This window comes from Paenibacillus sp. EKM301P (genome assembly GCF_011800295.1).
Taxonomy (GTDB): Bacteria; Bacillota; Bacilli; order Paenibacillales; family Paenibacillaceae; genus Paenibacillus; species Paenibacillus polymyxa.
Map to the genome: position 1 here is coordinate 37,396 of NZ_JAALFM010000002.1, position 25,173 is coordinate 62,568.

Sequence of the window (25,173 nt, forward strand, 5' to 3'; positions counted from 1 at the left end):
ACACGGTTATAAAACCGTGCCTTTTGTACCTTGTTTCTCGTTATTAACACGTTTTGCAGAAAGAAAGACTAACTTGGCAATTCAAAGTACCTGTTGCACATGAAGGAGTACAGATAAGACCGCTAGCTGGTTGAACCTCTTTAGGAGCAACCTCATTTTTGGCAACTTGCAAGTCCAGATCAAATTGATTTTTCATTTTGCTACCTCCTTTTATTTTTTACAATTTTATTATAATTTATATAATCTTAACTAGACTTTATAAAACTCTTACATCCATCTTAAATTTAGTGAATGCAATTAAGATAATCCCTCGTTACTTTTTAGAATTTTTAAGGACAACTCGCCAGCTTTGAGCAACAATATAATGAAGGAAAAAATGAAAGGGGCATTCGTATGAAAACGGACCATTTTGTTATGGAAGCATGCGAGCAATTACAGGCAAAAGACTTCAGTACAACAATCGCCTTGCGCCTGAGTAACCCTGAATCGGTCTACAAAGCAGTCCACGCAGAGCAAAATATTTCACCCGAAACAAAATATCACCCATGGGGAGATACTTCGCTTTCACACGGTTATCCGGGTAATATTTTTTTACTATCTCAATGTCGTGCTTCAGACTCCACGTATGATTGGAATCAGGCAATCTACTTGAATATGAAGCACATTCAAGCTTCACTTGCTAAAAAAGGTCTGAATGATGTCTCACTTTACAGCGGCTGGACCGGCATCGCTTCTTCTGTGAGAGAAGCCTCCAATCATGGCGAATACTACAGCCATTTTTTACAGCAAATACATGAATGGATGATTCCTCTGACAGAACAATGGCTGCAATTGAATACAGCACAATTAGCTCTGCACGAAGGGATGCCCATGCAATCCTTTGATACGATTTCAGGAGCCTCCGGGATTGGGAGATATATTGTGATGAACTCAATCGATCCTAGTTGTACTCCTCTTGTCGAGCCTATTCTTCAATTTTTAACCGATCTCACATATCCTATAAAAATTCACAACCGCTATGTTCCAGGCTGGTACTCTCCGCAAAAGTTCCAGTTTTTGGATCGTGATAAAAGCAATTATGCTATGGGTAATTTCAATTGCGGAATGGCACATGGCATTCCCGGACCATTGGCCTTACTATCTGTAGCTTACAGTTCTGGAATTGAAGTAAAAGGCCAATATCAAGCGATTGAAACGATTACGGAATGGCTGCTTAAGTATAAAAATGAGGATACATACGGCTACTACTGGCCTCATATTGTTCCTTTTGAAGCTGAAACAGGCTCTTTACAGTTAGATTTAAAACGAGCAAGAGAAGCCTGGTGTTACGGTACTCCCGGCGTTGCCTGTTCCTTATATCTTGCCGGGAAGGCTCTTCATAATGAAGAACTGCAAAAAATGGCTGTGAAGGCCTGTATTGGTGCCATTACCTATGAGGTTAATAAGCAGGAAATGGACTCCTCTGCATTGTGTCATGGTCTTGCCGGGTTACTTACGATCTCCTGGCGAATGTGGTGTCACAGTAAGGAACCAGCGTTTATCCCGCTTATTCAACACTTAACCAGTCAGCTGATAGATCGCTTTCAAGCCGATAGCCCACTTGGATATCTGGACCCCGAGCCAAGGGCAGACAGCTCTTTGGCCTGGCTGACAAAAGCAGGCCTGCTTGAAGGCGTCGCCGGGATTGCTTCTGCTTTATTAAGTGTTTCTGAGAACAAAGAGATGCCCTGGGATTACATGCTCATGCTATCCTAGCTACAGCCAATCTCTATTCACAAACATCTTTCTTCCAGCAAATAGATAGGCTAAAAACGTAAAAAGTACAATCAAACCAAGACTATAAGGCTCAACTCTAGGAGCATAGCTCGCTGTTTGCGGCAACATGATATAATAAGGAATCGTAAAGGGAAACCATGCGCCTATGGAAGAGTGAAAGCCTGTCATAACAATATTAGGCACCACACAGCAAATAGCCATTCCTAGTGAAGCTCCAAAATTGCGGATTTTCACCGAGAGCATAAGCTGGAGGGCTGCCAATGGTAGAATCCCGAACCACCCTCCCCATCCGGTAGAAAGGACGAGCAACCAAGGGATTTTTCCTGGAGCACCTGCTATATACCCACCTACAAAATATCCTACTATGAATGTAAGCTGATCAAGAAACAGGATGAGAATGAGCAATATATATTTTGCATAATAGATTCGCTGACGGGGATATGGACTGCTCAATAAAATCTTCCATCCCCCGTCTCGATGTTCGTATGCGCACAAAAGAGAAGCGATAATTCCACAATAAAGCGGATAAAAAAACATCGAGTGAAATTGCGCCGCATAGGTGTATAGCATTAACCAGCTAGGCTCATAAAACTGCTTCAAATCGTTCAGTTCCAGGACTCCCATTAAAGAATTGATAACCGCATCTAATATAATGAGAATCCATACCATGACCCATTGAAGCTTCATCGCTTCCACGCGTAAAATGGATCCCATACTTCTCCTCCTCCTATTTGAATTCATGCTTTCTAAACTGTAGAGTACCGAGTCCTGTGAAGATGACCCCTGCACATAAAGCAATGATCACCCACATTACGTATCCCTTAATTAGAGGACTTGATAGAGCCGGATACGACCAAGGTAATAATTTAATCCAAAGAATACTGGTTCGTGCCAAAAACAAGCTGGCAATAGAACCAAATATGCCAAATGCTAACGGGAATGCCTGATTAGTAAAAAGCGTAGACAACCAAAGTTGAATTGCAAGTACAGGCAGAGTAGCCAAGCTGGCGTTAATCGGCTGCAGCAGCATAACTCGCCAAGGAATGGGCTCGTTTGTATACAGCACCCAGATGAGACTCATCCCTGCTATCGTAATCAAGGCAGTACCAAACTGCAGAATCACAATCCAAAACATTTTGGATAAGTAGATGTAGCTTCTGGGAACCGGCATGGCCATAAGCTGCTTCCATGTTTGGGTATCATGCTCTGTACCCGCCATAATACTTGCTAGAAGTGTACCGCCAAGCAGCATCACGAACGAGATGAACATAAACATAACCGCAAAACCAGCATAGACTCCTCCCGGCCCCTGACGAAAGTAGAGATACCATTCCATGACAGTCATCCCTGTAAGGACACAGCCCTGTATTAGAGGAAGCCACCAGCATATTTTTTTCAGCTTATATCCTTCCGCCTTGATAACTTGGAGTATCATAAACTTCGCTCCTTACCCGTCAGCTCCAGGAATATTTCCTCCAATGTTTTTTTCTTCTCCCTTACCCGATAGACGGGGTGATTGTGCTCTACCAACACTTTGATCATCTCCGATGATTGTTGCCGATCCACAATAGGAGTTATGACCTCTTTTTGCTCCATGGATTCAGCTCCGGCAATCCATCCATGCTGCATCAGGGCTCCAGCAGCCTGAACAGGATTTTGGGTTTCAATGAATAATTGAGGCTTGCTTTTGTCTGTAAGTTCTTTCATCGTTCCCTGGAAAATCATTTCTCCTTGATTAATAATCCCTACATAGGTTGCGATCTGTTCGATTTCACTTAGTAGATGGCTCGAAACCAATACCGTCATTCCGTAAGCATCAGGCAGGCTCATAATTAACTCCCGAATTTCCTGGATACCAGACGGGTCCAAACCATTCGTCGGTTCATCAAGAATCAACAATTTGGGATCAGCAATCAACGCCATGGCAATTCCTAGCCTTTGCCTCATCCCCAAGGAGTATCCTTTTACCGGTCGATACGCATCTTTGCTTAATCTCACCAAATCCAGCACTTTATGAATTTTTCGGGTCGGCAGCCCACGTATTGTTGTAACGATTTCCAAATTTCGATATGCAGACAAATGGGCATAATAGGCAGGTGATTCAACCAGAGAACCTACATCCTTTAATATTTCCATGCGATGATCCTTGAGCTTTTTCCCAAAAATCTCAATCTCCCCAGATGTGGATTTAATCAGCCCGAGTAGCATACGAATCGTGGTCGTTTTTCCCGCCCCGTTTGGTCCCAAAAATCCGTAAATTTGCTTCTCAGGTACCTGGAGATTTATTTGTTTGACAAATTCTCGTTTTCCAAAACGCCTGGTTAGCTGCTGTGTATGTATTACATATTCAGACATTTCCTGATCTCCTCTCGACTTTTAATGCTGAAGTTTTAGTTACATACAGTTTACAGAAGGAAAGTTAACATCAGGTAAACAGTTCCTAAACAACAGGCAAAAAAACGAGCGGACTCCAAAATGTGAAGGCACAGATGTTAAAGAGTTACATATTTAGCGGCAAAGTAATTTCCACCCTGGTACCCTTTTTACTTCCCGGAAGAATATGAAGCGTTCCGTTATGAGCTTCAATAAAGCTTTTGGCAATAGATATGCCATGCTCTTTGGAATGAGACACCTGTATACATTCAGTTGGATTCATTCCTTTTCCATCATCTTCGATCGAAATATGAAGCTTATCGCTCTCTTTATTTACATCCATTGAAATATGTGTACCTGAAGGATTATGAATGATTGCGTTCATCAAAAAATTTTTCAGCGCTCTACCTAATAATTTACTATCGAAGGATATGGTACATACTGCCTCCAATGACATAAAAGAAAATTCGTACTGCTCGGCCGAAGGATGGTTAGCGATATCTATGACTGTATTGCGGAGAAACTCCACAATGTCCTCCTTCTTCAGCTGGATCGGCAAGGCACCCTCCTTGAGCTGCATAGAAGCATTCAAATCCTGAATTAACTGCTTCATTTCCGTTACTTTCTCACTGATAGCCATACTAAAGCTTCTTTTTTCTTCATCGGACCAATCATACTCTTGAGTAGTCAGCATGGCTGCATATCCTTCAATATAGGATAATGGCGTTTTGAGATCATGGCTTACGCCTGCTACCCACTGCTGTTTTCGCTTTTCTATTTCTATTCTCTCTTCCTCATTACTGCGCAATTGAGCAGATAAGATGTTCATTTGTTCAAAAACTTCTTTATACAATTGATACGGAGGCTTATAATTATTTCTCTGATTTTTTTTGCGCTCTGGCAGTTCTAGCTCACTTAGCGGTGCCTGGAATTCCCCTGTTGCTATATTTCCAATCCATTTAATTACATACACCAAGGGTTTGCCGATATACCATCCATAGACAACTATAAACACAAGGCTCTGCACGATTCCAAGTCCGATCCAGAAGAGATCAATATTCATATTATGAGATGTACCAAATGTACTTTTTATAAAAATATATATAACAGTACAGATAAGAAAACAAAGAACATAGGCTAGAGCAAAACATAATGTTACTTTTATAAAACGAAAGGACATCTTGACGAGAGAGTTCATTCTTGCTCCCCCCTCTTGACTGATATCATTTTATAACCTAGCCCTCTTACATTAACTAAAAATTGCGGGTGCTTGGGATCAGGTTCTATTTTTTTTCGCAAACGAGAGATATGAATGACTACTGTCTTTTCATCACCAAGGAAGGTCTCGCTCCATATTGCTTCGTATAGCTGACGCACACTGAATATACGGTTAGGATGCTTGCACAAAAATACCAGCAGCAGCCATTCACGTGCAGGACAATCGACCTCTTGGTCTTGCACATACAACACACCTGATTCCAATTCCAGACAAAAATATCCAAAATCTAAGGTTCGTAAGGCAGGCTTCATGTCCGCTGTTGTCACTTTTCGATATTTCATTCGAGCTTTCATACGTGCAACGACTTCTAACGGATTAAACGGTTTGGTAATATAATCGTCCCCACCAATACCAAATCCCATTAATTTGTCCAAATCTGTATCTCTTGCCGTCAAAAAAAGAATAGGAGCTTCCGTGTATAGACGCATCTGACGACACACCTCAAATCCATCACGATCAGGAAGCATAACATCAAGCACAATCACATCAATACGAGATTCCATCACGATTTGCAACGCTTCTTGACCCGTGGCTGCATGCTTAACATGTAGAAACCCTTCTTTTTTTAAAACTGTTGTCAACATATCTCGCAGTCCCTGTTCATCGTCTACGATAAGCACTGCAATTTCTTCCATAACCAAGGTTCTCCATTCTTTTTTTACATTTTTTACTTTCATTATAAAAGCAAACGGGCAGAATTTAAATCGAGTTCCATCACATATCGTACATCCCCGTGAATATACTTAATAACCAACAAGGCCAAACTGTGCCGTGTATCCACTTGGGGGGTGCCTAACAATGACGGAACCACGCCAGCCATATTCATTCGTCGTATCCCGCGAAGATTGGTCGCTGCATCGCAAAGGGTACCAGGACCAGCAACGCCATCAGCAGAAGGTCAAAGATGTCATTAAGCAAAATCTACCCGATCTGATAACGGAAGAAAATATTATAATGTCGGACGGTCAACAGATTATCAAAGTGCCCATTCGCAGTCTGGATGAATATCGCTTCATTTATAACTACCAAAAGCAAAAGCATGTAGGTCAAGGGGATGGCGACAGTCAGGTGGGGGATGTCATCGGACGGGATCCTGCTTCCCAGAAGCCAGGTAAAGGTGAGAAAGCAGGCGACCAGCCAGGACATGATATTATGGAAACTGAAGTCAGCATAGAAGAACTCGAAGATATGCTGTTTGAGGAAATGGAATTGCCGCATTTGCAGCAAAAAGATAAGGATCAAATTGAGGTTGAATCTATCGTATTCAATGATATACGTAAAAAAGGCATGCAAGCGAACATTGACAAGAAGCGAACGATACTCGAAAATCTGCGCCGCAACGCTCGTGAGGGGAATCCGGGCATCCATCATATTAGTCCGGACGATCTTCGTTACAAAACATGGGAAGAGAAAACCGTTCCCCAATCCAATGCGGTAATTATCGCTATGATGGACACCTCAGGCAGTATGGGATCTTTTGAAAAATATTGCGCCCGCAGCTTCTTTTTCTGGATGACTCGCTTTTTGCGTCGCCAATATGAAAAGGTGGAAATTGTCTTTCTTGCGCATCATACCGAAGCCAAGGAGGTTACGGAGGAAGAATTTTTTACTCGCGGTGAAAGTGGTGGCACAATCTGCTCTTCTGCTTATTTGAAAGCATTGGAGATTATCGATAAACGCTATCCTCCTTCGACTTATAATATTTATCCCTTCCATTTCTCCGATGGCGATAACCTAAGCTCAGACAATGAACGGTGTGTGAAACTAATCGAGGAGCTTATGAAGCGCAGCAATATGTTCGGCTATGGAGAAGTGAACCAATATAATCGCAGCAGTACGCTGATGTCAGCCTACAAGAATATTAAGGCAGATCAGTTTATGTACTATGTCATCAAGGAAAAAGGTGAGGTATACCAAGCCCTACGCACCTTTTTTCGCAAACGGGAAGGGGGAACGGTGGGATGAGTACCGACCAGAAAGAGCTGGAATACGCGATATCAGAAATTATGGAGATTGCAAATGGATTCGGTCTCGACTACTATCCGATGCGGTATGAAATTTGTCCGGCGGATATTGTATACACATTCGGTGCGTATGGTATGCCCACGCGCTTCAGCCACTGGAGTTTCGGAAAAACATTTCACAAGATGAAAATGCAGTACGATTTTGGATTGAGTAAAATCTATGAGCTGGTCATTAACTCCAATCCCTGCTACGCTTTCCTGCTGGATGGAAATTCGTTGGTGCAAAATAAACTGATTGTCGCTCATGTGTTGGCGCACTGCGACTTTTTCAAACACAACGCCCGCTTCTCGGCCTCCAACCGCAATATGGTCGAGAGCATGTCTGCCACCGCAGAACGGATCAGCAGCTATGAAATGGAATACGGCTCAAAGGCCGTGGAATCCTTCATTGACTCTGTACTGGCGATACAAGAGCATGTAGACCCACAGCTCATCAAACCAAGGCATCTAGATAAACAACGATACATGGAACTCAAAATCAAGGAGCAAAAAGAACCTAAAAAACACAAGCGTCCCATCGGACCTTACGATGATCTGTGGTCACTGGACACAGTAAAGCAGCATGATTCGGCGGAGACCGAGGGGATCAAGGTACGCCAGTTCCCACCGGAACCTGAAAAAGATATTGTCTGGTTTATTCAGGAATTCTCCGAGGTACTGGAGGATTGGCAGCGGGACATCATGACGATGCTGCGGGATGAAATGCTGTATTTCTGGCCCCAAATGGAGACCAAAATCATGAATGAAGGCTGGGCCTCTTATTGGCATCAACGGATTGTCAGGGAACTGGATTTGACCGGGGATGAAACTGTTGAATTTGCCATGCTGAATGCTTCCGTTGTGCAGCCTTCCAAGCAAAGCTTGAATCCATATTATTTGGGACTGAAAATATTTGAAGATATTGAAAAGCGATGGGATAACCCGACCCGTGAGGAGCAAGAGCGTCAAGGACGCAAACCGGGCGAGGGCCGAGCTAAAATGTTCGAGGTGCGAGAGTTTGATTCGGACACCTCTTTTATACGCAATTACATGACCAAGCAGCTAACAGAGGATTTAGATTTGTACGTGTTTGAGAAACGGGGACCGGATTGGAAAATTACCGATAAATCCTGGGAAAACATACGGGATCAGCTTGTGTTCTCACGCGTAAATGGAGGCTCCCCTTACATCGTCGTTGAGGACGGAGACTACCTGCATACGGGCGAGTTAAAGCTCAAGCATCAATATGAAGGCATTGAGCTGGATTTAAAATATATGGAGCGCACGCTTCCATATGTATATCAACTGTGGGGGCGTACCGTTCATTTGGAAACGATGATTGAGGGGAAGCTCGCCTTATTTTCATATGATGGGAAGAAACATCATCGCAAGTTTGTGCAGTGACCCACAATCGAATAGCCAGCCTAATTTAAAAAAGGTGCATTCCGAAGAAGGAAATGCGCCTTTTTTTACTACTTTTTCTTAAATTCGACGATGTAGCTCTGATTCAGTTGTTTTCCACCTTCCGAAATGTTCTGGTACATGGATAAAAACCGGGCGGAAGGGCTCCACACTGTTGGACTGTCATAGGATTGAATATCAGCCGTGACGGGAGTGGTTTTACCCGTGGACTGGTCAAATACATATAGTCCTCTCATTCCTTGCTGATCCTCATCATAAATGGAAAAAGCAAGCTTGGTCCCGTCGCTGGACCAGCTTCCACGACTCATTAAAGTCCCTTGACCCACGACCCCTTTCTCTTTGCCTTGTTCATCCAAAATGATCATACGGGCTGGTTCGGATGTATTCCATTTCCGCTTTTCAATGGCAATAGATTTACCATCAAGCGACACAGCAAAAGACATGGCCCCCTCTGCAATGGTCACAGCTTGAGGATGATTGAGAGAGAACCGATTCAGTACCGGATATCCTTGTTTATCATTGCCTGTATAAAATATGTCGTTACCCACCTTCTCGACATGAGCAATTAATTCTGAGTGATTCGGATCTTGAAAGCTTAGTTCTTCTGCTTTGCCGTTCAGACCAATCAGATGTATCTTACCGTCTGGTGTACCTGTAATGAGATGATCCTTATCACCCCAGCTCACTTCGTTAGTCATGTCCAGCTGACCAACCGATGTAACCTTACCACTGCTGAGTTCTAAAATATAGCCCTGGATATCATACTTGCTGCTGGCACTGCCCTCCGTAAAAAACACATGGCGTTGATCCGGTGATACCACAGCAAGTAACTGTAGAGCGTTACGACCTGGTGTTAAAACTCGCTCCTTGTTGGTCTTTACATTATGAATCCATAACTGATTCTGGCGCTCCACAATCAATTCTTCATCACTCAGCCATGACCTCGCGTAGACATCTCCCAGCCTGTCGATGGACTGTACCACCAGTTCGTCCGATACTTGCTGCCGAGCTGCATCCATGTCAATCACAGTAAGCTTTTGCCCCGTTTTCATACCGGATGTTGGAATTGTCTCTCCTACGCTTTTTATGCCGCAGCCGCTGAGCAATCCTCCAGCGATCAAGCCAGTCATGAGCAAGCCTGTGACTTTGTGTCTGAAAAAGCGTGCATAGGGATATTCGAGACGAGGAAAGCCGTTCTTTTGCCCGTAGCTGTCTAGGTTTTTCTTCATCATGTATAACGGCCTCCTTGTTAACGTTACCCCCAGCTTAATGCCTGAACATCTCGTGAATACATCGAATTGTTTCCAAATTGTAAATAAGACAACATTTTCAGTTCTAAAGCTATCTACTGAGAGCCATCATGAACCAACAGGGGGAGCCTGAGCGAAAATTCATTGCCACTTGCAACTGAATGACCATTGCTATTTTCCAACCCAGTACCGCCCGAAGCTGTAAGCTGCAACTCTCCACCCATGCGCTCTGCCAGTCTGCGTGCCAGAGGCAGACCAAGTCCCGTACCACTGTCCTGGCGAGAACGATCACGGCTTAAGGTAACAAACGGCTCAAAAATCATGTCCCATTCTTCCCTAGGAATCCATGGACCGGAATTGCATATATACACTATCACAGTGTCCTTTTCCACTCGATTGGATAACGTGATCCAGCCTTTGTCCTGATTATATTTTACTGCATTATCCAGCAAATTCAGTACAATATGCATTAGATGTTTAGGATCTCCACACACCTTGGCTGGAATGGTATCCATCGAAAAATTTAGTCCACGCGCCGCAGCTTTCCCCCGTATTCGGCTACCTGCATCTTCGAGCAGCAAATGCAGCTCCACTTCCTCCGTATGTAATTCAAAATCGTATTTGTCCAGCACAGATAGTCTCAGTGAATCCTCGACAAGCTCATACAACCGTTTTGTTTCCTTACCGATACTTTCTCTGGCTTCACGCACCAATTCGGGATCATCCCCATACATATCCAGCAAATCAGCGTAAGCCTGAATAGAGGTCAACGGAGTCTTCAGTTCATGACTGATATTGCCAATAAAAGTCTTCTGCTGCTGCTCCAGCTCTCGCAAACGCTGAACTGCTTCTTCCAGCCGAAGCTTTTCATTCTCGAGCGCGGTAATACTAGCCCGGATCACATGACTCATCTGGAGCATCCCTTCATCCAGCCTTCCTAGCTCGTCCTGACGTCGCAGCAATCGAGCTTCTGGATAGTGCCCTGCCGAGATCTGCTCAGAAACGCGAGTCAGTCGTCCGATGTCCCTCGTCTGGCGGCTGACATAGCCTAAGCCCAGAACAAAGCTTAAAACCAGCACCGCCCCTCCTGTCCATAAAAACAAGCGGGCAATCGCCTGGTAGAACTGCTGCTGCGCTTCTGTTGAGCTATGAAGCTGTACCACTCCCAGCAAGCCGTCCGGACCTTGCAGCGGAGCCAAATAAGTAACTGAGCTACCTTCCGTAATATACGCAATTTTCCCTTGGAGCGCATAAGAAAGCGCCTGGCCGACGTTTGTTCTATAAGCCAGTGGTAGAGAATTTCCGACCTCATCTCCCCGGCCATCATATAAAATAACGCGCATATTACTGGATACGCCGAGCTCCACGGCAAGCTGTGGTGCTTGCTTTTTCATGAAGTCTTCGGGCGATTGGTGAACTCCCAACAGGTAAGACTGTTTTACGCGCATCTCCACGATTTCCGCCTGACGCTTTAAGCCGCGTTCCATTTGGTCTGTCTGATTAGCACGAATACCGGTAAGTACGAGCCAGCTCAGCACACCGACAGTAAACAGCAGTAAAGCCGCCAGGACCAGCGGAAATTTCCAGCGCAGGCTCAAGCCTGTACGCTTACGTTTGCGCTTTGGCTGGTCAGTGGACTGCAAGCTTCCTTCTGGATGGAGTGAATGATGTTCGTTCACGTCATTTTCTCCGCCTTATAGCCGATTCCATACACAGTTTGCAGCATCGACTGGTGCGGCTCTAGCTTCTTGCGCAAGCGCTGAATATGAATATCCACCGTCCGCGTTCCCCCTGCATAATCGATGCCCCATACTTGTTCCAGCAACTCGTCCCGCGTATATACCCTTCCAGCATGGGACACCAGTAGCGCCAGCACATCAAACTCCTTGGGGGTCAGATCCAATGCTTTTGCTCCGAGTTCAGCCGTTCGACTGGACGGACGCACTCGCAACGGGTCCAGTATTATTTCCGCTCCTTCCGGCGCAGGCGCTCCTTCTCGTTCCAGTCTCCGTACCAATGCCTTAATACGTGCGAGCAGTTCTCTTAGGTCAAACGGCTTGCTCATAAAATCGTCCGCCCCCAACTCCAGTCCGAGCACCTTATCGACGATATCGTTTTTTGCGGTTAGCAGTAAAATACCGATGCCCTTTCGGCTTTCCAAACGGCGACACACTTCATATCCGCCCAGTTTGGGCATCATCACATCCAGTATGAGCACATCCGGGTGAAACAAACGCACTTTTTCCAATGCATCCTCTCCATCCACGGCAGTTTCCACCAAAAAACCTTCCCGCTTTAACGCATAGGCCAGTGCATTCCGAATACTCGCCTCATCGTCCGCTATCAGTATTCTTTTATCCATGTCCTTCCCTCCCTGCCTCAAAAAACGTTCGACTACTTATACTCCCGCAAATAATAATGTATTAGACATGTATGGCATATAAACTGCTCGCGGGAATCATTAAGATCAAAATCCGTCATGTCGCGTATCCGTTCCAGTCTATATTTTACCGAATTATGATGTATAAAAAAATAATTTGCTGTATCTATCAGACTGCCCCTGTTTTCCAAATAATAAAATAATGTTTTGAGTAAAACACTGCCATGTGACCCACTGACTCCCCGGTCGCTAATGCCCTTTCTATGATAGGGGCTACATCTGATCGAGGGGATTGTCCATAATTATAACGCATTATGCTAAGCTCTTTCTCTCCCAGTCCCGTGCTTTGAAGTGTCTTACCTGTCCGTATATGCTAAAATACTTCCGTATCGGCTATTCGCCTACAGGAGGGCATGATTATGAACCAATCCATTTTGATCGTAGAAGACGAAGAGAAGATTGCCCGACTTCTAGAGATCGAACTTGAATTTGAAGGCTATCAAGTAAGTAAAGAAAAAAACGGAATTGACGGACTGGAGACCTATTGCAAAGGTAGTTGGGATCTGGTTTTACTGGATATTATGATTCCCGGTCTTAATGGCATCGAACTCCTTCGAAGGATTCGTAAACATGATGCGAACGTTCCTGTCATTTTACTAACGGCTAAAAGTTCCATTGCGGATAAGGTAGAGGGACTCGATTTGGGAGCCAATGACTATGTTACCAAACCTTTTGTGATCGAAGAGCTGCTTGCACGTGTAAGGGCCGCGCTCAGGGTAGGTGCAGCGAAAGACATGGCTTCACAAGTGGCAGATCAATGGCTTAGTGCCGGGGACTTACGTCTCCATGAAGGTACTCGTGAAGTTCTTCGTGGAGAGCACAACATTGAGCTTACGCCGCGAGAGTTTGACTTGCTCGTTCATTTACTTCGACATCAGCGGCAGGTACTTAGTCGTGAACAATTACTGGAGAATGTATGGGGCATTGATTATATTGGTGATACCAATGTGGTCGATGTGTATATTCGCTACGTGCGGAATAAAATTGACCCTTCGCGCCAACTCCCTGAGCTGATTCATACTGTACGCGGAATTGGCTATGTTCTGAAGGAATCGTTATGAAGCTGCAGAACAAAATCCATACGTACACCTCGTTACTATTCGGGGTTTTACTTGTAGTCATTAATTTCTTAGTCTATTTTCTATTCAGCCAACTTTCGATAGACAGTCGAAAAAACCAGGTAGAAGCCGCAGCAGAAAACATGATTCATGGCATTCAACGCGCTCCAGTATCCGTAGCCACTGAGAATCTTCTACGAGCTTATGTGCCGCTGGATGGTATGCTTCGGCTAATGAGACCGGAAGGCGACTTTCTTGCCCCTATCACCTCTTCATCAGAGCAGTCTCTCAGCTTGGTGAAGGGCGTTTTTAATGAAACACGGCAGGTTCGCATCATTACCTATGAAAGCAACCGTTATATTTACGTATCGGTCCCCATGATTTGGTCGAATGGAGAGGTTGTCAATCTTCAGGTGATCGAGAGCCTGCAACCGACGATGCAGACGCTTCAGGTACTCAGGATCGTACTTATTGCAGTCACAGGAATTGCTTTTATTCCTGTCGTCCTATCGGGAAGACTGCTGGGCAGACTGATTACACATCCAATCACATCCATGATTAACACGATGAAAGAGATTCAACGTAGCGGGAAATTCAAACGTCTTCCGCTCAATTCGTCATCACGCGACGAGCTAGTCGAAATGGGAGAAACGTTTAATGACATGATTGAATTGCTGGAGCGGAATTTCGTTCGCCAAGAACAATTCGTTTCGAATGCGTCCCATGAATTGAAAACACCTCTAACCATTATTGAAAGTTATGCCAGTCTGCTTAAACGACGGGGATTGCAGAATCCCAGTATTTTTGCCGAATCCGTTGAAGCGATCCATTCTGAGGCGCTACGAATGAAGGATATGGCAGAGCAGCTTCTTCTATTGGCCAGAAACGAAGAACAATGGAATGTCGTGTTAGAACCTGTACGCTTGACCAAAGTAGGGACAGAACTGAAAGCTACATTTGAAAATGCTTTCGCCAGACAAATTCAACTGGATGTACAAACAGACTGCATCGCCTATACGGACGAAAATAAATTAAAACAACTTTTATTTATATTTTTGGATAATGCGCGCAAATACAGTGACGAGCCGATACACCTGATGATTGATATTGTGGACGGTACAGCTCAACCTTGCATAAGAATCACAGATCAAGGAATTGGAATCCCTGAAGAAAAATTATCTAAAGTTTTCGACCGCTTTTATCGTGTGGACGAAGCCAGAAGCCGCGAGGAAGGTGGGGCCGGGCTAGGCTTATCATTAGCTACAGGAATTGCTCAAGCTATTCAAGCACAAATTGGGCTAGAAAGCATAGAGGGAAGTGGAACAACTGCAACGATCATCCTCCCTACTGTTCCAGAATAATAAGCCAAAGGAGGCAAAACCAATGAAAACGATCTATACCTGGATGATTGGAGGTATGGTAGCGGCTATATTAATCACCATTTGCCTTTTACAGTGGCCCTGGGCACGATCGTTATCAGCTTCGCCCTTGGAAGAAAAAACCGTGGTCCAATCTGTATTGCATCAGTATCCCGGTGAGGTGCTCGAATCCCAACGTTTGGATAATTTTTATGTGATCAAGCTAGAACGCACCAAAGGGAAGTATGTAATAAAAGTCAATGCCTATGATGGTGTCATTCAATCCATTAAGCGGACACAGATGTATACAGATGCAAAGCAGGAACCCCAAGATCACCCCCCCGGTTCCTCACAACCCAGTGACAAATCAAATCCAGTCCATAAACCTGACCCGGTTTCTCTTGTCATTACAGAGAATGAAGCAGCCAAGCTTGCTGCAAAAGCAGTGAATGGAACATCCGATGATATTGAACTGCACCGCAATGACAAAGGCCTCTATTATCTTGTTGAGGTTGAGATACAAGATGGGCGTGAGGCAGTGGTGCAGATCAATGCAGTATCAGGCTCAATCGACTCTATCACTTGGGAAAAAGAAAAACAGGATCACGACGAATCATGACGCCCTGATGATCTTGCTTATAGCTTCTCATTGTTTTCTCATGATTCTATTATGTTCCTCTCATATTCAAGGGTTAAGCTGTATTCAAGCATACAGTTCAAGGAGGAATTGGTAATGAAAAAAAACTATACATTAGGAATAATAGCAGCCACGGTTCTGCTTGGAGTTACGGTTACAGGTGTCTCGGCAAATGCCGTATGGGCTGCTAAACCTACGGGATTAATTGGAGCGACTGCTGCTGCCAATATTGCCAAGAAGGCTGTGGGAAATGATGCGCAAGTTGAGGATGTCGAACTGGAGCGCAAGAACGGAAAGGTATACTATGAAGTGGATCTTCAGCAAGGAGATAAAGATTGGGATATAGATGTTGATGCTTATACCGGGAAAACTATCCGTTCCCATTCTGAGCTTGATCATGACTCGAATGACGAGTCTTCCTTTTACAAGCCCAACCACGTCACTCTAACTGAAAAGCAGGCTGGACAAATTGCACTTAAGCATGTGCCTGGGAGTACCCTTCTGTCTTCTAAATTAGATAAGGAAGACGGACAGTTCATCTATGAGGTCAAGGTACTCACCAACGAAGGAACTGTCGAGCTTGAAATCCATGCATCGTCTGGAGCGATCGTGGATACAGACGAAGAAGATGACAACGATAACTGATCAATCATTCATAATCAGGCTTGCGTAATACAGAGCAAATTAAAACGGAGCAGCGAACTTTCGCTGCTCCGTTTTTTTGACGAATGTGAACAGGAAAAGTAAGAGAATAGCTCCATAAAACTGCACCTATTATTTCCTCATGAATAGACTGATAACTAACAGAGGATTACCTTTTTCTTCAATTAAAAGTCAAGTGAGGTTCTTATGGCGAAATCCTATACAAAAGCACAGATTCGCGAAATCACCCGTCGTTTCGGCCTGATCCCCTTAAAATCAAGCTTAGTCTCATCACTGTACCGAAAAAATGCAGTAATCCAAGTAAAAACGAAAAAGGGAACTTATGCATTAAAGCCCTTTAGTCGTTCAAAGATGGCTCGTTCCAATACGATTCAACAGATGGAACGAGCTGCGAGCTATATAAGGCTTTTGAAAAAGAGAAAGTATAACTACATGCCCACATGGCTCCCTACTCATTCCGGCAAGCTATGGACACTACATCAAGGAACGCCATTTTATGTAAGTCAATGGATCAAAGGACGGGGACTGGAAACCGCTGAAGATTTCGAAAAACTAGGGTTAGCCCTTGCCACACTTCACGCTACATCCACCGGCTTACATCGGATGGAGAAAGGAAATTCCCCTTCGACCATTCAACAATTGCGGATATGGAAAAAGCAAGACCGTCTTTTCCAAAAAAAAATGACAAAAATCAGCCGCAAGGATAAAGAGTATCGCAACTGGTACAACACTCATGGCAAGGACTGTATACGTTTATCCAGACGTGCATGGAAGGATTTGCAGGACGCATCCATTATAAGACTACTTCGAACGGAACGCCGGCATCCCTCCTTGATACACAGTGATATCACCACCCCGAATGTCATTATTTCAGACGACGGTCATCTCAAAATCATTGATTGGGATCGGGCTAAGATTGGCTCCGTCTATGCTGATTTGGCAAAGGCTCTTATGAATACAACTCAATTCAATCCTGAATTTGTGCAATCCTTGTTAAGGGGATATCAAAAACGCAAACCACTCAGCCGAACTGAGCGGAAGATTGTTACAGCTTTATATAAACTGCCACGAGAAGCTTGGCATGCTTCTCGACATCCGAATCGTTCAAGAGACCGCGAAATCCTAGACAACTGGGATCAGTCGTGGCCTCTTCGATTACAAATCATCCATATTTTGCAGGAATGGGCCCGTGTATAAAAGAAAGTGAGGAGCAAAATGTCGATTTTATCGAACGTTGAGCAAATGTACGGAATCAAAATTCAGCGTAGCCGTCAAATGAAGGACATTCACAAGATTGAAACCGCTAATACAACTTATTGCTTAAAACCCTACAAATTTCCGGAAGAAGAGATTCGTTTTATTACACGTGTCTTGTCCTACCTGGATGAACGCGGGTTTGCACGTAGCCAAAAGGTCTATCCAACCGTACAGCAAACAGCCTACATGACCTATGAAGGTGTTTCGTATACACTAACTAATTGGGTTCATGGACCCAGACCGGAATTTACAAAAAGAATAGACTTCAAAAAGGGAATTTCTACTTTAGCCAAATTCCACACCAGTGCCGTAGGCTTTCCTGTCACGGAAGCGCCGCCTTCCAGAATCCGTTATGAAGGCTTGAGCGATGAAATAGCTGAATATAAAAAACGTCTCAGTCCTTACAAAGGCACAGCACATCTCCTAGCTCTTTGTGAAGAAGTGTTATATCGTCTACAGCAGCCCAAAGTTCGAGCTGCAATCCAGCAGGAGCAAAAAGCAGCTGCATTAATACACGGTGACTATAACTATCCCAATCTGGTCAAAGACAGGCAGCTCAAAATCCATTTGATTGACTTTGAAAATTGTTCCCTACACGTAAGGATGAAAGATCTCTCCCATCTTCTTCATCGGAATTGTCTTTGGAACGCGACAAAGATGCTGCGCGCGATAGACTTTTATCAACGATATCGACCGTTGAGTACTCAGGATCTGCATCTGCTTCATACGCTATTGATCTCTCCCTATCATGTGGTCCGCAACCTTAGAATAGGTGGCTTCCGTTCTGCCAAGCGAGTCATTCCATCGTTCGTGCATTTGAACAAATACCGACGTGAACTTAGATCACTGCTATAATTAGTTAGCTTGAAAATAAGAAAAAAAACAGACCCGATAATCAGGTCTGTTTTTTTGTGTTCTGACAGCCATCTACGGGAAATCGACATGTTACTAAACGAATTGATTTGCTGATTGTACCGGTACAGCCATAAATTTATAGCATTGTACACAGCACGTACCCCTTTTACAATGATGCTAAGACTCAATGCTCATTTGTTTCGAGAAGAGAATTTGGCAAACTAACAATAGAGGTGACTGCACATGTACACCATGACAAAAGAAGAAATAAAGGCTTATTTGAACAGAATTGGAATTTCCGAAGTTCAGCCTCCTACCCCATCCTATTTAGTGGAGTTGCATAAGGCACATGTAAAAAATCTTTCATGGCAAACGTTGGACATTTTTGCAAGAAAGCCGGCTGCCATTGGTTTTCAAGAATCCGTTCAGCTCATTCTACATGGGAGAAGTGGTTATTGTTTTCATCTGAATGGTGCCTTTAGTGCGCTGCTACATTCGCTAGGGTACAAAGTTTCTTTGCATCATGCTGGGGTACAACCTTTAGGAGCTGAGCCACGCATTAATTCATTTCATCTTGGACTAACAGTGAACTTGCTAAATGAGCAGCAAGAAGATGAAGTATGGATTGTAGATGTCGGACTGGGCGATATGCCATATGAGCCTCTTCCACTCCTTATGGGGACTTATGAACAAGCCCCTCTTCGTTATAAAGTTATGGAATCTGAAGTTGTTACTAAAGGTTGGCGTTTAGAACATGACCCGCTCGCTTCATTTGTTGGCGTTGATTTTGCCCCTACGGTTGTTCAGGATTTGGAAGAATTTAAGCCGAAACATCATTTCTATAGCCGCTCCGTGGAATCTCCATGGTTTAACCTGTTTCTAATTCGGCAAAGGCAAGCATTAGAAGCGAATGAACTCAGAGGATGTATGTGGAAAAAACGCGGGCTAAACGGTTTGGAAAAAATAGAGCTGGATAAGAAATCGCAGTGGCTGGAAGTATTGGCTGATGTATTTGGTGAGCCGCTCGTTAACTACAGCCACCAGGAACGGGACGAGTTATGGAAAAGAGTACTTGCGGCTCATATGGAATGGAAAAAAAGCTTCCTCTAATTCCTTGTTTCAAAAATTCGGTCATTCTTTCATAGGAATATGCACTTCCTCTGTTGCCTCTGTTGTGTTGACTGGACTGCCAACAGGAAGATCGTCGCTTTGCCAGTATCCAGCCAGCTAACGCTCCGAAAACTTCCAGTTCCCCAGGATATACTGCTCAAGCTACATCTCACACCTCCAGCAATTCCGAGGAGTGCTGCAACATTTCCAATTCCTTCACCATGTTTTCAATCAGCTTTGTGAATGAAGCCAATTCTTCCGAGCTGGAAGCCTGTTGCCGGGCACTGGCTGTTGTGGCAGCGGTTTCGGATTGCACACTGTCAAGCATACGGGCAATATCCAGCACCTTGCGCTGAATTTGCTCCTGTGCTTGCTTTGAATTAGATGCCAGCTTTCGCACTTCCTGCGCCACCACTTGAAATCCACGCCCTGCTTCTTGTGCATGGGCTGCCTCAATTGCCGCATTCAGTCCCAGCAAATGAGTCTGATCGGACAATTCTCGAATGGTACTGCTCATCTGTTCAATATGCTTAATCTCATCGCTTAATTGCAGTACCAGTTCCTCTGTATGTTCCTGTGAAGAAGCAGTGTTGCAGGCACTCTCCGCGATATTATCGGTATTTTCCCTAAGTTCGGCAATCATCCCCGTCAAATTTTGTGCAATTCGGGACACCACAGTCAGCATCTGCGTTTGTTCATCGGCGAGCTCGTTAACTTGTTCCTTTTCCTTTTCCTGATAAGCTTCCAGCACAAGTTGGGAATCCAGATTGAACATTTTGGAAAGAGCGTGCACAATAGAATACCAATCCTCTATCCCCGAACGCTTTAAAATGTCTACTGCAATATCCAGATAAGCAATGTACGTACCCAAATAATAATCGGAAGATAATCCAATCCGGGAATGTACCTGCCCCACAAAAAGGCGGTGCTCGATAAACTGATCATCTATTTTCCCATCTGCGAGAGAAAGCCAGTATTCACGTTGTGTTTGCTTTAGTCGCTCAATATTCGACCATTTAGAGATAATCGACATGAGATGGGGAACCTTTTCTACATGCTCATAAAAACGATCCACTACCTCATTTACAATAGATTGGAATAGCCCCTGATAATGATGCAATAAAGCCAAATCGCCATCAGTAATACCAATGTATTGTATCTGTTTTAATCTACTCTCAGCGACATGAATCATAAGTTCCTCCAAATAATAGTTTACATAGATTTTACATTACCATATTTATCGGCAACTTTTTAGAAAATGTTAAAAAAGCAGAAGATTGATTGTGATTGTTTACATATTAATTTCAGAAAAACATATAAATCCAACTCTCTATTCATACAAAAAAAGAACCCGTCAGCACCTCAAACGCTCTGTGCCTGCCGGATTCTCTTCACCATCCATTTCAATCCATAGCCTCATTACACAATTGTTTATTTCCCCTTACCGATTCAGGAGGCTGCCTACATACCTCAATAGATCGTTGGCGCTGGCTCCAGTGTAGCCATGCTCCTCAATCAGCCGCTTAATCACCTCATTCATCCGTTTGAGCTGATTAGCATCAGGCGTTTTGGTTGAAGTTGTGATCTTCACAATATCCTTCAAATCGGCGAACAGCTTCTTTTCAATGGCTTCTCGCAGCCGATCATGATGATGATACTCAAACTTTCGCCCCTTGCGGGAATAGGCAGAAATACGGATTAATATTTCCTCACGGAATGCCTTTTTCGCATTTTCCGACACCCCGATTTGCTCCTCGATGGAGCGCATAAGCCGCTCATCCGGGTCGAGCTCCTCATCTGTGAGCGGATCGCGGATTTTCGCCCAATTGCAAAAAGCCTCGATGTTATCCAAATAGTTATCAAACAGCGTCTTGGCTGATTCTTCGAAAGAGTACACAAAGGCCTTTTGTACTTCTTTTTTCGCCAATTCATCATATTCCTTACGAGCCACGGAAATGAAATTCAGATACCGCTCCCGCTCTTCCTTTGTGATAGAAGCGTGCTGGTCTAAACCATCCTTAATGGCTCGTAAAATATCCAGAGCATTGATGGACTCCACATTTTGCTTAATCAGCGCACTGGAAATACGATTAATGACGTACCTTGGGTCTACACCGGACATGCCTTCTTCCAGAAACTCATGTTGCATCTCCTTCAGATCGGCCTCCTTATAGCCTTCGACCTCCTCACCATCATACATGCGCATCTTTTTAACCAGATCCATCCCCTGCTTCTTGGTTTCTTTCAACCGGGTGAGTACAGAGAAAATGGCAGCCGTTCGCAGCGCATGAGGAGCGATGTGAATATGACGCATGTCACTTTGCTCAATGAGCTTGGCATAAATCTTTTCTTCCTCGGAAACTTTCAGATTATAGGGAATTGGCATTACAATCATCCGCGATTGCAACGCCTCGTTCTTTTTATTCGCAATAAAGCTTTTATACTCCGATTCATTGGTGTGAGCTACGATCAATTCATCTGCACTGATGAGAGCAAACCGTCCGGCCTTGAAATTTCCTTCCTGGGTCAGAGACAGTAAATTCCACAAAAATTTCTCATCGCACTTCAGCATTTCCTGAAATTCCATCAGTCCGCGATTCGCTTTATTCAGCTCTCCGTCAAATCGATAGGCGCGTGGATCCGATTCCGAACCATACTCTGTAATGGTGGAAAAGTCGATGCTGCCTGTCAAATCGGCAATATCCTGCGACTTCGGATCAGAAGGACTGAACGTACCTATGCCGATCCGGTTTTCTTCCGATATAAACACCCGCTCCACGCGAACCTTCTCAATATCACCATCAAATTCCGTACGTAATCTCATTTGGCAGGATGGGCACAGATTACCTTCAATGCGCACACCCAATTCCTTTTCGAATTCGGGACGCAACTCATGAGGAATAAGATGAAGGGGATCTTCGTGCATAGGGCAGCCTTCTATGGCATACACGGCTCCCTGATCTGTTCTCGAAAACTTCTCCAGACCACGCTTTAGCAAAGTGACCAGTGTTGATTTCCCTCCGCTAACAGGTCCCATCAAAAGAAGGATACGCTTGCGGACATCGAGCCGCCTGGCTGAGGAATGGAAGTACTCCTCCACCAACTTCTCCAGTGCACGATCCAGCCCAAAAATCTCCTGCTCAAAAAACTTATATCGCTTATGTCCCCCAACCTCTTCTACACCAAAAGATTCAATCATTTTGTAAACCCGTGCATGAGCGGTCATCGCCGGTGTCGGGTCTTTCTTGAGTATCTCGATATACTCTCTAAAAGTGCCGTTCCAGGCCAAGCGGTTGTTCTCCGCTCGGTACTCCGCAAGGCGGTCAAAAATATTCATGCTCGGTTCCTCCCATGACTGCGTAATGACTATCCTCCACTCTTGATGATTATGGCTACACTCGTCACGCCTTTCAGGATATAATGCGATCCTCTTAAAAAAAGTGTAATACATACCTATGCAGATTGATTTCAGAATTGACCTATTTTTTTGTGACAGGTCTCTAGGCTTTTTCCAAAAACAAAGGGATTCACTATGCTAAAATAGACAACAACGACGCGGACCTGACGCATTATGGTACAATATAAGCTCGGAATAATGGGATAAAGGAGCGGGAGAATCCATGGCGGTTCGGCATGAGACGGAGCTGTACGCTCCGGTCAAAGCCTTTTTTGAAAATTTGGGATATGAAGTCAAAGGAGAAGTGCGCAACTGCGATTTGATGGGGATCAAGCCAGGGCAGCAAGCGCCTCTAATTGTGGAGATAAAAAAGACGTTTAACCTGGCGCTGGTACTGCAAGGCATGCAGCGCTTGAAGCTAAGCAGCAATGTATATGTGGCTGTAGAACGGAATCGTGCCAAAAAAGGGGCGGTGAATCAACGCTGGAGTGAGCTGGTCGGACTGTGCCGCCAGTTGGGGCTTGGCTTGCTCACCGTCACACATTTTAAAACAAAGCCTCCGCTCGTTGAGGTGCTGTGTAAGCCCGTGGCATCTAGTGATGATGTTCACAAAACGACCACCGTTCGCCGCGGCTCGCGCAAGGAAAAGCTGCTGCGGGAATTTCACGCACGCAGCGGTGACCACAATGTCGGCGGGAGCACCCGGCGCAAGCTGGTCACCGCCTACCGGGAAAAAGCGCTGCGCGTAGCCGCTGCTTTACAGGGTTTGGGGGAAGCCGCCCCGGCGCAGCTCGCCCGCACAGCAGCCGTCAGCGACGCTGCTGCCGTACTCCAGCGCAACTACTACGGTTGGTTTGAACGTGTAGCCCGCGGGCGTTATCGGCTGACTCCGTTTGGTGAAGCCGCTCTGAGCGAGTATGCAGAAGTACTGCAGCAACAGGGCATTGAAGCGGCGCCTGGAATGATGGCAGAGGATGACTGACCCCGGATAGTGATTATTACTAGCTTCGCGCAGTAAATTCTCCGATCGTCTCACCGATTAAATTCATACCCATAAGCAGTTGTTCTCGGCCCGGGTGGCTAAAGTTAAGGCGAATATGGGCCGCACCTTCATCGCCAACCGCACACAACGCACCTGGCATAAAGGCTACGCCCTTGGGTAGCGCCGCTTTGAGCAGCAAGGCGCTGTCCAGCCCAGCGGGCAATTTCACCCAAACATACATTCCACCAGATGGAATATGATACGTCACGTCTTTCCAAAACGGACGCTTCAGCAGCTCTAAGAGTAATTGGAGCCGAGTTGAATATTCCTTGTTCAACATTGCCAAGTGCTCATGCCATTGAAAACGCGAATTGGTCAGCAATTGGAACAGCAGCCGTTGGTTCATCGTACTGGATTGCACGTCAGCCAGCTGCTTCAAAGCGTACATCCCTTCGATCAGCGGCGCAGGACCAGCCGCCCAGCCAGTTCGCAGTGCAGGGGCAACTGTTTTATTAAATGAACCGATATATAGCACTTGACCGCCCTGACCCGCATGATCCAGTGCGAATAGTGAGGGGTAAGCCTCTGCAAACTTTCGGCTCTGGGCATGTGGACTCTTATCATGGGTTTCGTGTTTTTGCTTAAAATGCAATTCACCGTAAGAATCGTCCTCAACGACCAACACCTCATGACGCCTACAGAGGTCCAAAATTTCCTGCCGTCTAGCCGCGCTCCATAAGGCGCCTGTCGGATTCGTAAACGTTGGCGTAGCAAAAAAAAGCTTGGGGCGATAACGGATCATTAAAGCTTCAAGCTTATCGGGAATAACGCCCTCCCCATCCGATTCTACAGGAACGACCTGCGCCCCTTGCATAGATAGTACCTGTAAACATCCAGGGGATGTCGGGTTCTCGACCAATACCGGATCACGTTCATCCACCATCAGCCTTACGATCAAGTCAATGGCCTGCTGGCTGCCTGTGGTGAGAAGAATTTGACCTGGCGGTACTCTTACTCCTTTACGCTGCTCCCACTCTCCCGCAAGCCATGCCCGCAACGGAAAATAGCCCTCCGGTTCACCATACTGGAGGGCGTCAGGGCCGGAGCCAAACACATCATGAGCTGCTTCTTCCAACAGTTTCACCGGAAACAGCTCTTGTGCAGGCAATTCTTCAGCCAAAGATATAAAGGAATGTCTTCTCGCATTTTCCCGGATATGACGCACTGGAGAAGCCAACATCGCAGCCGTTCGTGAAGCAAAGGAATATTGCATGAACATCCTCCTTCTCCTGAAAAATAGTCATGATCTCCGG

Annotated in this window: 23 protein-coding genes and 1 pseudogene; 11 read left to right on the top strand and 13 right to left on the bottom strand. The window is 45.0% G+C overall.

Going from position 1 to position 25,173, the window contains the following annotated elements; translation table 11 throughout:
- Positions 1-43: 43 nt before the first annotated feature.
- Positions 44-196: an FDLD family class I lanthipeptide gene (locus HFD99_RS05575; RefSeq protein WP_016820476.1), complete on the bottom strand. Its 153-nt coding sequence runs from the start codon at positions 194-196 to the stop codon at positions 44-46.
- Between the two features lie 197 nt (positions 197-393).
- On the opposite strand from HFD99_RS05575, the gene HFD99_RS05580 reads away from it, so the two are divergent.
- The gene (locus HFD99_RS05580; protein ID WP_123796955.1) at positions 394-1,755 is read left to right on the top strand and encodes a lanthionine synthetase C family protein; all 1,362 of its coding nucleotides are present in this window, start codon (positions 394-396) and stop codon (positions 1,753-1,755) included.
- Here the strand turns inward: HFD99_RS05580 and HFD99_RS05585 are convergent, their stop codons facing one another.
- From HFD99_RS05585 to HFD99_RS05605, 5 genes are all read right to left on the bottom strand, one after another.
- Positions 1,756-2,490, bottom strand: coding sequence for an ABC transporter permease (locus HFD99_RS05585; protein ID WP_016820478.1), 735 nt, complete (start codon positions 2,488-2,490; stop codon positions 1,756-1,758). It lies immediately after the preceding gene.
- Between the two features lie 13 nt (positions 2,491-2,503).
- Complete coding sequence (locus tag HFD99_RS05590) at positions 2,504-3,211, bottom strand: ABC transporter permease (protein WP_016820479.1); 708 nt, start codon at positions 3,209-3,211, stop codon at positions 2,504-2,506.
- Positions 3,208-4,131, bottom strand: coding sequence for an ABC transporter ATP-binding protein (locus HFD99_RS05595; RefSeq protein WP_016820480.1), 924 nt, complete (start codon positions 4,129-4,131; stop codon positions 3,208-3,210). The genes HFD99_RS05590 and HFD99_RS05595 overlap by 4 nt, the downstream gene beginning before the upstream one ends.
- A gap of 145 nt (positions 4,132-4,276) precedes the next feature.
- Positions 4,277-5,212: a sensor histidine kinase gene (locus HFD99_RS05600; protein ID WP_225164861.1), complete on the bottom strand. Its 936-nt coding sequence runs from the start codon at positions 5,210-5,212 to the stop codon at positions 4,277-4,279.
- A 131-nt stretch (positions 5,213-5,343) separates the two neighbouring features.
- Positions 5,344-6,063 (bottom strand): response regulator transcription factor, encoded by a 720-nt coding sequence (locus tag HFD99_RS05605; RefSeq protein ID WP_016820482.1) that lies wholly within the window; start codon positions 6,061-6,063, stop codon positions 5,344-5,346.
- A gap of 163 nt (positions 6,064-6,226) precedes the next feature.
- On the opposite strand from HFD99_RS05605, the gene yhbH reads away from it, so the two are divergent.
- Together yhbH and HFD99_RS05615 are read left to right on the top strand one after the other, a co-directional pair.
- Complete coding sequence (gene yhbH / locus HFD99_RS05610; protein ID WP_031463169.1) at positions 6,227-7,393, top strand: sporulation protein YhbH; 1,167 nt, start codon at positions 6,227-6,229, stop codon at positions 7,391-7,393.
- Positions 7,390-8,835, top strand: coding sequence for a SpoVR family protein (locus tag HFD99_RS05615; RefSeq protein ID WP_045243967.1), 1,446 nt, complete (start codon positions 7,390-7,392; stop codon positions 8,833-8,835). Before yhbH ends, HFD99_RS05615 begins: the two co-directional genes overlap by 4 nt.
- Positions 8,836-8,903: 68 nt before the next feature.
- On the opposite strand, the gene HFD99_RS05620 is transcribed toward HFD99_RS05615, so the two are convergent.
- The 4 genes and pseudogenes from HFD99_RS05620 to HFD99_RS05635 form a co-directional block, all read right to left on the bottom strand.
- Entirely contained in the window at positions 8,904-10,085 is a 1,182-nt protein-coding gene (locus tag HFD99_RS05620; protein WP_045243968.1) for a hypothetical protein, read from the bottom strand.
- A gap of 113 nt (positions 10,086-10,198) precedes the next feature.
- Positions 10,199-11,782: a sensor histidine kinase gene (locus tag HFD99_RS05625; protein ID WP_017426671.1), complete on the bottom strand. Its 1,584-nt coding sequence runs from the start codon at positions 11,780-11,782 to the stop codon at positions 10,199-10,201.
- Positions 11,779-12,465, bottom strand: coding sequence for a response regulator transcription factor (locus HFD99_RS05630; protein WP_017426670.1), 687 nt, complete (start codon positions 12,463-12,465; stop codon positions 11,779-11,781). Before HFD99_RS05630 ends, HFD99_RS05625 begins: the two co-directional genes overlap by 4 nt.
- A gap of 32 nt (positions 12,466-12,497) precedes the next feature.
- Positions 12,498-12,713: pseudogene (locus HFD99_RS05635) on the bottom strand (PucR family transcriptional regulator); the annotation flags it as partial.
- 189 nt (positions 12,714-12,902) lie between these two features.
- On the opposite strand from HFD99_RS05635, the gene HFD99_RS05640 reads away from it, so the two are divergent.
- From HFD99_RS05640 to HFD99_RS05670, 7 genes are all read left to right on the top strand, one after another.
- On the top strand, positions 12,903-13,604 hold the full coding sequence (locus HFD99_RS05640) for a response regulator transcription factor (RefSeq protein ID WP_016820488.1): 702 nt from the start codon (positions 12,903-12,905) through the stop codon (positions 13,602-13,604).
- Entirely contained in the window at positions 13,601-14,962 is a 1,362-nt protein-coding gene (locus HFD99_RS05645; protein ID WP_045243969.1) for a sensor histidine kinase, read from the top strand. The genes HFD99_RS05640 and HFD99_RS05645 overlap by 4 nt, the downstream gene beginning before the upstream one ends.
- A 22-nt stretch (positions 14,963-14,984) precedes the next feature.
- Positions 14,985-15,578, top strand: coding sequence for a PepSY domain-containing protein (locus tag HFD99_RS05650; RefSeq protein WP_016820490.1), 594 nt, complete (start codon positions 14,985-14,987; stop codon positions 15,576-15,578).
- A gap of 114 nt (positions 15,579-15,692) precedes the next feature.
- Positions 15,693-16,241 (top strand): PepSY domain-containing protein, encoded by a 549-nt coding sequence (locus tag HFD99_RS05655; RefSeq protein ID WP_016820491.1) that lies wholly within the window; start codon positions 15,693-15,695, stop codon positions 16,239-16,241.
- Between the two features lie 204 nt (positions 16,242-16,445).
- Positions 16,446-17,456 (top strand): aminoglycoside phosphotransferase family protein, encoded by a 1,011-nt coding sequence (locus HFD99_RS05660; protein WP_019686778.1) that lies wholly within the window; start codon positions 16,446-16,448, stop codon positions 17,454-17,456.
- Positions 17,457-17,474: 18 nt separating this feature from the next.
- The gene (locus tag HFD99_RS05665) at positions 17,475-18,371 is read left to right on the top strand and encodes a phosphotransferase (RefSeq protein ID WP_019686777.1); all 897 of its coding nucleotides are present in this window, start codon (positions 17,475-17,477) and stop codon (positions 18,369-18,371) included.
- Positions 18,372-18,614: 243 nt separating this feature from the next.
- Complete coding sequence (locus HFD99_RS05670) at positions 18,615-19,481, top strand: arylamine N-acetyltransferase family protein (RefSeq protein WP_019686776.1); 867 nt, start codon at positions 18,615-18,617, stop codon at positions 19,479-19,481.
- Between the two features lie 169 nt (positions 19,482-19,650).
- Here HFD99_RS05670 and HFD99_RS05675 read toward each other — a convergent pair whose 3' ends face one another.
- Both HFD99_RS05675 and HFD99_RS05680 read right to left on the bottom strand, forming a co-directional pair.
- A complete protein-coding gene (locus tag HFD99_RS05675) occupies positions 19,651-20,673 on the bottom strand; it encodes a globin-coupled sensor protein (protein WP_025364462.1) in 1,023 nt (340 codons plus the stop codon).
- Positions 20,674-20,922: 249 nt separating this feature from the next.
- Positions 20,923-22,818 (bottom strand): PrkA family serine protein kinase, encoded by a 1,896-nt coding sequence (locus HFD99_RS05680; RefSeq protein WP_013370145.1) that lies wholly within the window; start codon positions 22,816-22,818, stop codon positions 20,923-20,925.
- A 283-nt stretch (positions 22,819-23,101) separates the two neighbouring features.
- Here HFD99_RS05680 and HFD99_RS05685 point away from each other — a divergent pair, with 283 nt between their 5' ends.
- Positions 23,102-23,860, top strand: a complete 759-nt coding sequence (locus tag HFD99_RS05685) for a DUF2161 domain-containing phosphodiesterase (protein ID WP_016820496.1) — start codon at positions 23,102-23,104, stop codon at positions 23,858-23,860.
- A 19-nt stretch (positions 23,861-23,879) separates the two neighbouring features.
- Here the strand turns inward: HFD99_RS05685 and HFD99_RS05690 are convergent, their stop codons facing one another.
- On the bottom strand, positions 23,880-25,133 hold the full coding sequence (locus HFD99_RS05690) for an aminotransferase-like domain-containing protein (RefSeq protein WP_016820497.1): 1,254 nt from the start codon (positions 25,131-25,133) through the stop codon (positions 23,880-23,882).
- Between the last annotated feature and the right edge of the window lie 40 nt (positions 25,134-25,173).

Bases quoted from the DNA above. Each gene is read 5' to 3' on its own strand.
- HFD99_RS05575 (WP_016820476.1), bottom strand. From the start codon at position 196: ATGAAAAATCAATTTGATCTGGACTTGCAAGTTGCCAAAAATGAGGTT.
- HFD99_RS05580 (WP_123796955.1), top strand. From the start codon at position 394: ATGAAAACGGACCATTTTGTTATGGAAGCATGCGAGCAATTACAGGCA.
- HFD99_RS05585 (WP_016820478.1), bottom strand. From the start codon at position 2,490: ATGGGATCCATTTTACGCGTGGAAGCGATGAAGCTTCAATGGGTCATG.
- HFD99_RS05590 (WP_016820479.1), bottom strand. From the start codon at position 3,211: ATGATACTCCAAGTTATCAAGGCGGAAGGATATAAGCTGAAAAAAATA.
- HFD99_RS05595 (WP_016820480.1), bottom strand. From the start codon at position 4,131: ATGTCTGAATATGTAATACATACACAGCAGCTAACCAGGCGTTTTGGA.
- HFD99_RS05600 (WP_225164861.1), bottom strand. From the start codon at position 5,212: ATGAATATTGATCTCTTCTGGATCGGACTTGGAATCGTGCAGAGCCTT.
- HFD99_RS05605 (WP_016820482.1), bottom strand. From the start codon at position 6,063: ATGGAAGAAATTGCAGTGCTTATCGTAGACGATGAACAGGGACTGCGA.
- yhbH (WP_031463169.1), top strand. From the start codon at position 6,227: ATGACGGAACCACGCCAGCCATATTCATTCGTCGTATCCCGCGAAGAT.
- HFD99_RS05615 (WP_045243967.1), top strand. From the start codon at position 7,390: ATGAGTACCGACCAGAAAGAGCTGGAATACGCGATATCAGAAATTATG.
- HFD99_RS05620 (WP_045243968.1), bottom strand. From the start codon at position 10,085: ATGATGAAGAAAAACCTAGACAGCTACGGGCAAAAGAACGGCTTTCCT.
- HFD99_RS05630 (WP_017426670.1), bottom strand. From the start codon at position 12,465: ATGGATAAAAGAATACTGATAGCGGACGATGAGGCGAGTATTCGGAAT.
- HFD99_RS05640 (WP_016820488.1), top strand. From the start codon at position 12,903: ATGAACCAATCCATTTTGATCGTAGAAGACGAAGAGAAGATTGCCCGA.
- HFD99_RS05645 (WP_045243969.1), top strand. From the start codon at position 13,601: ATGAAGCTGCAGAACAAAATCCATACGTACACCTCGTTACTATTCGGG.
- HFD99_RS05650 (WP_016820490.1), top strand. From the start codon at position 14,985: ATGAAAACGATCTATACCTGGATGATTGGAGGTATGGTAGCGGCTATA.
- HFD99_RS05655 (WP_016820491.1), top strand. From the start codon at position 15,693: ATGAAAAAAAACTATACATTAGGAATAATAGCAGCCACGGTTCTGCTT.
- HFD99_RS05660 (WP_019686778.1), top strand. From the start codon at position 16,446: ATGGCGAAATCCTATACAAAAGCACAGATTCGCGAAATCACCCGTCGT.
- HFD99_RS05665 (WP_019686777.1), top strand. From the start codon at position 17,475: ATGTCGATTTTATCGAACGTTGAGCAAATGTACGGAATCAAAATTCAG.
- HFD99_RS05670 (WP_019686776.1), top strand. From the start codon at position 18,615: ATGTACACCATGACAAAAGAAGAAATAAAGGCTTATTTGAACAGAATT.
- HFD99_RS05675 (WP_025364462.1), bottom strand. From the start codon at position 20,673: ATGATTCATGTCGCTGAGAGTAGATTAAAACAGATACAATACATTGGT.
- HFD99_RS05680 (WP_013370145.1), bottom strand. From the start codon at position 22,818: ATGAATATTTTTGACCGCCTTGCGGAGTACCGAGCGGAGAACAACCGC.
- HFD99_RS05685 (WP_016820496.1), top strand. From the start codon at position 23,102: ATGGCGGTTCGGCATGAGACGGAGCTGTACGCTCCGGTCAAAGCCTTT.
- HFD99_RS05690 (WP_016820497.1), bottom strand. From the start codon at position 25,133: ATGCAATATTCCTTTGCTTCACGAACGGCTGCGATGTTGGCTTCTCCA.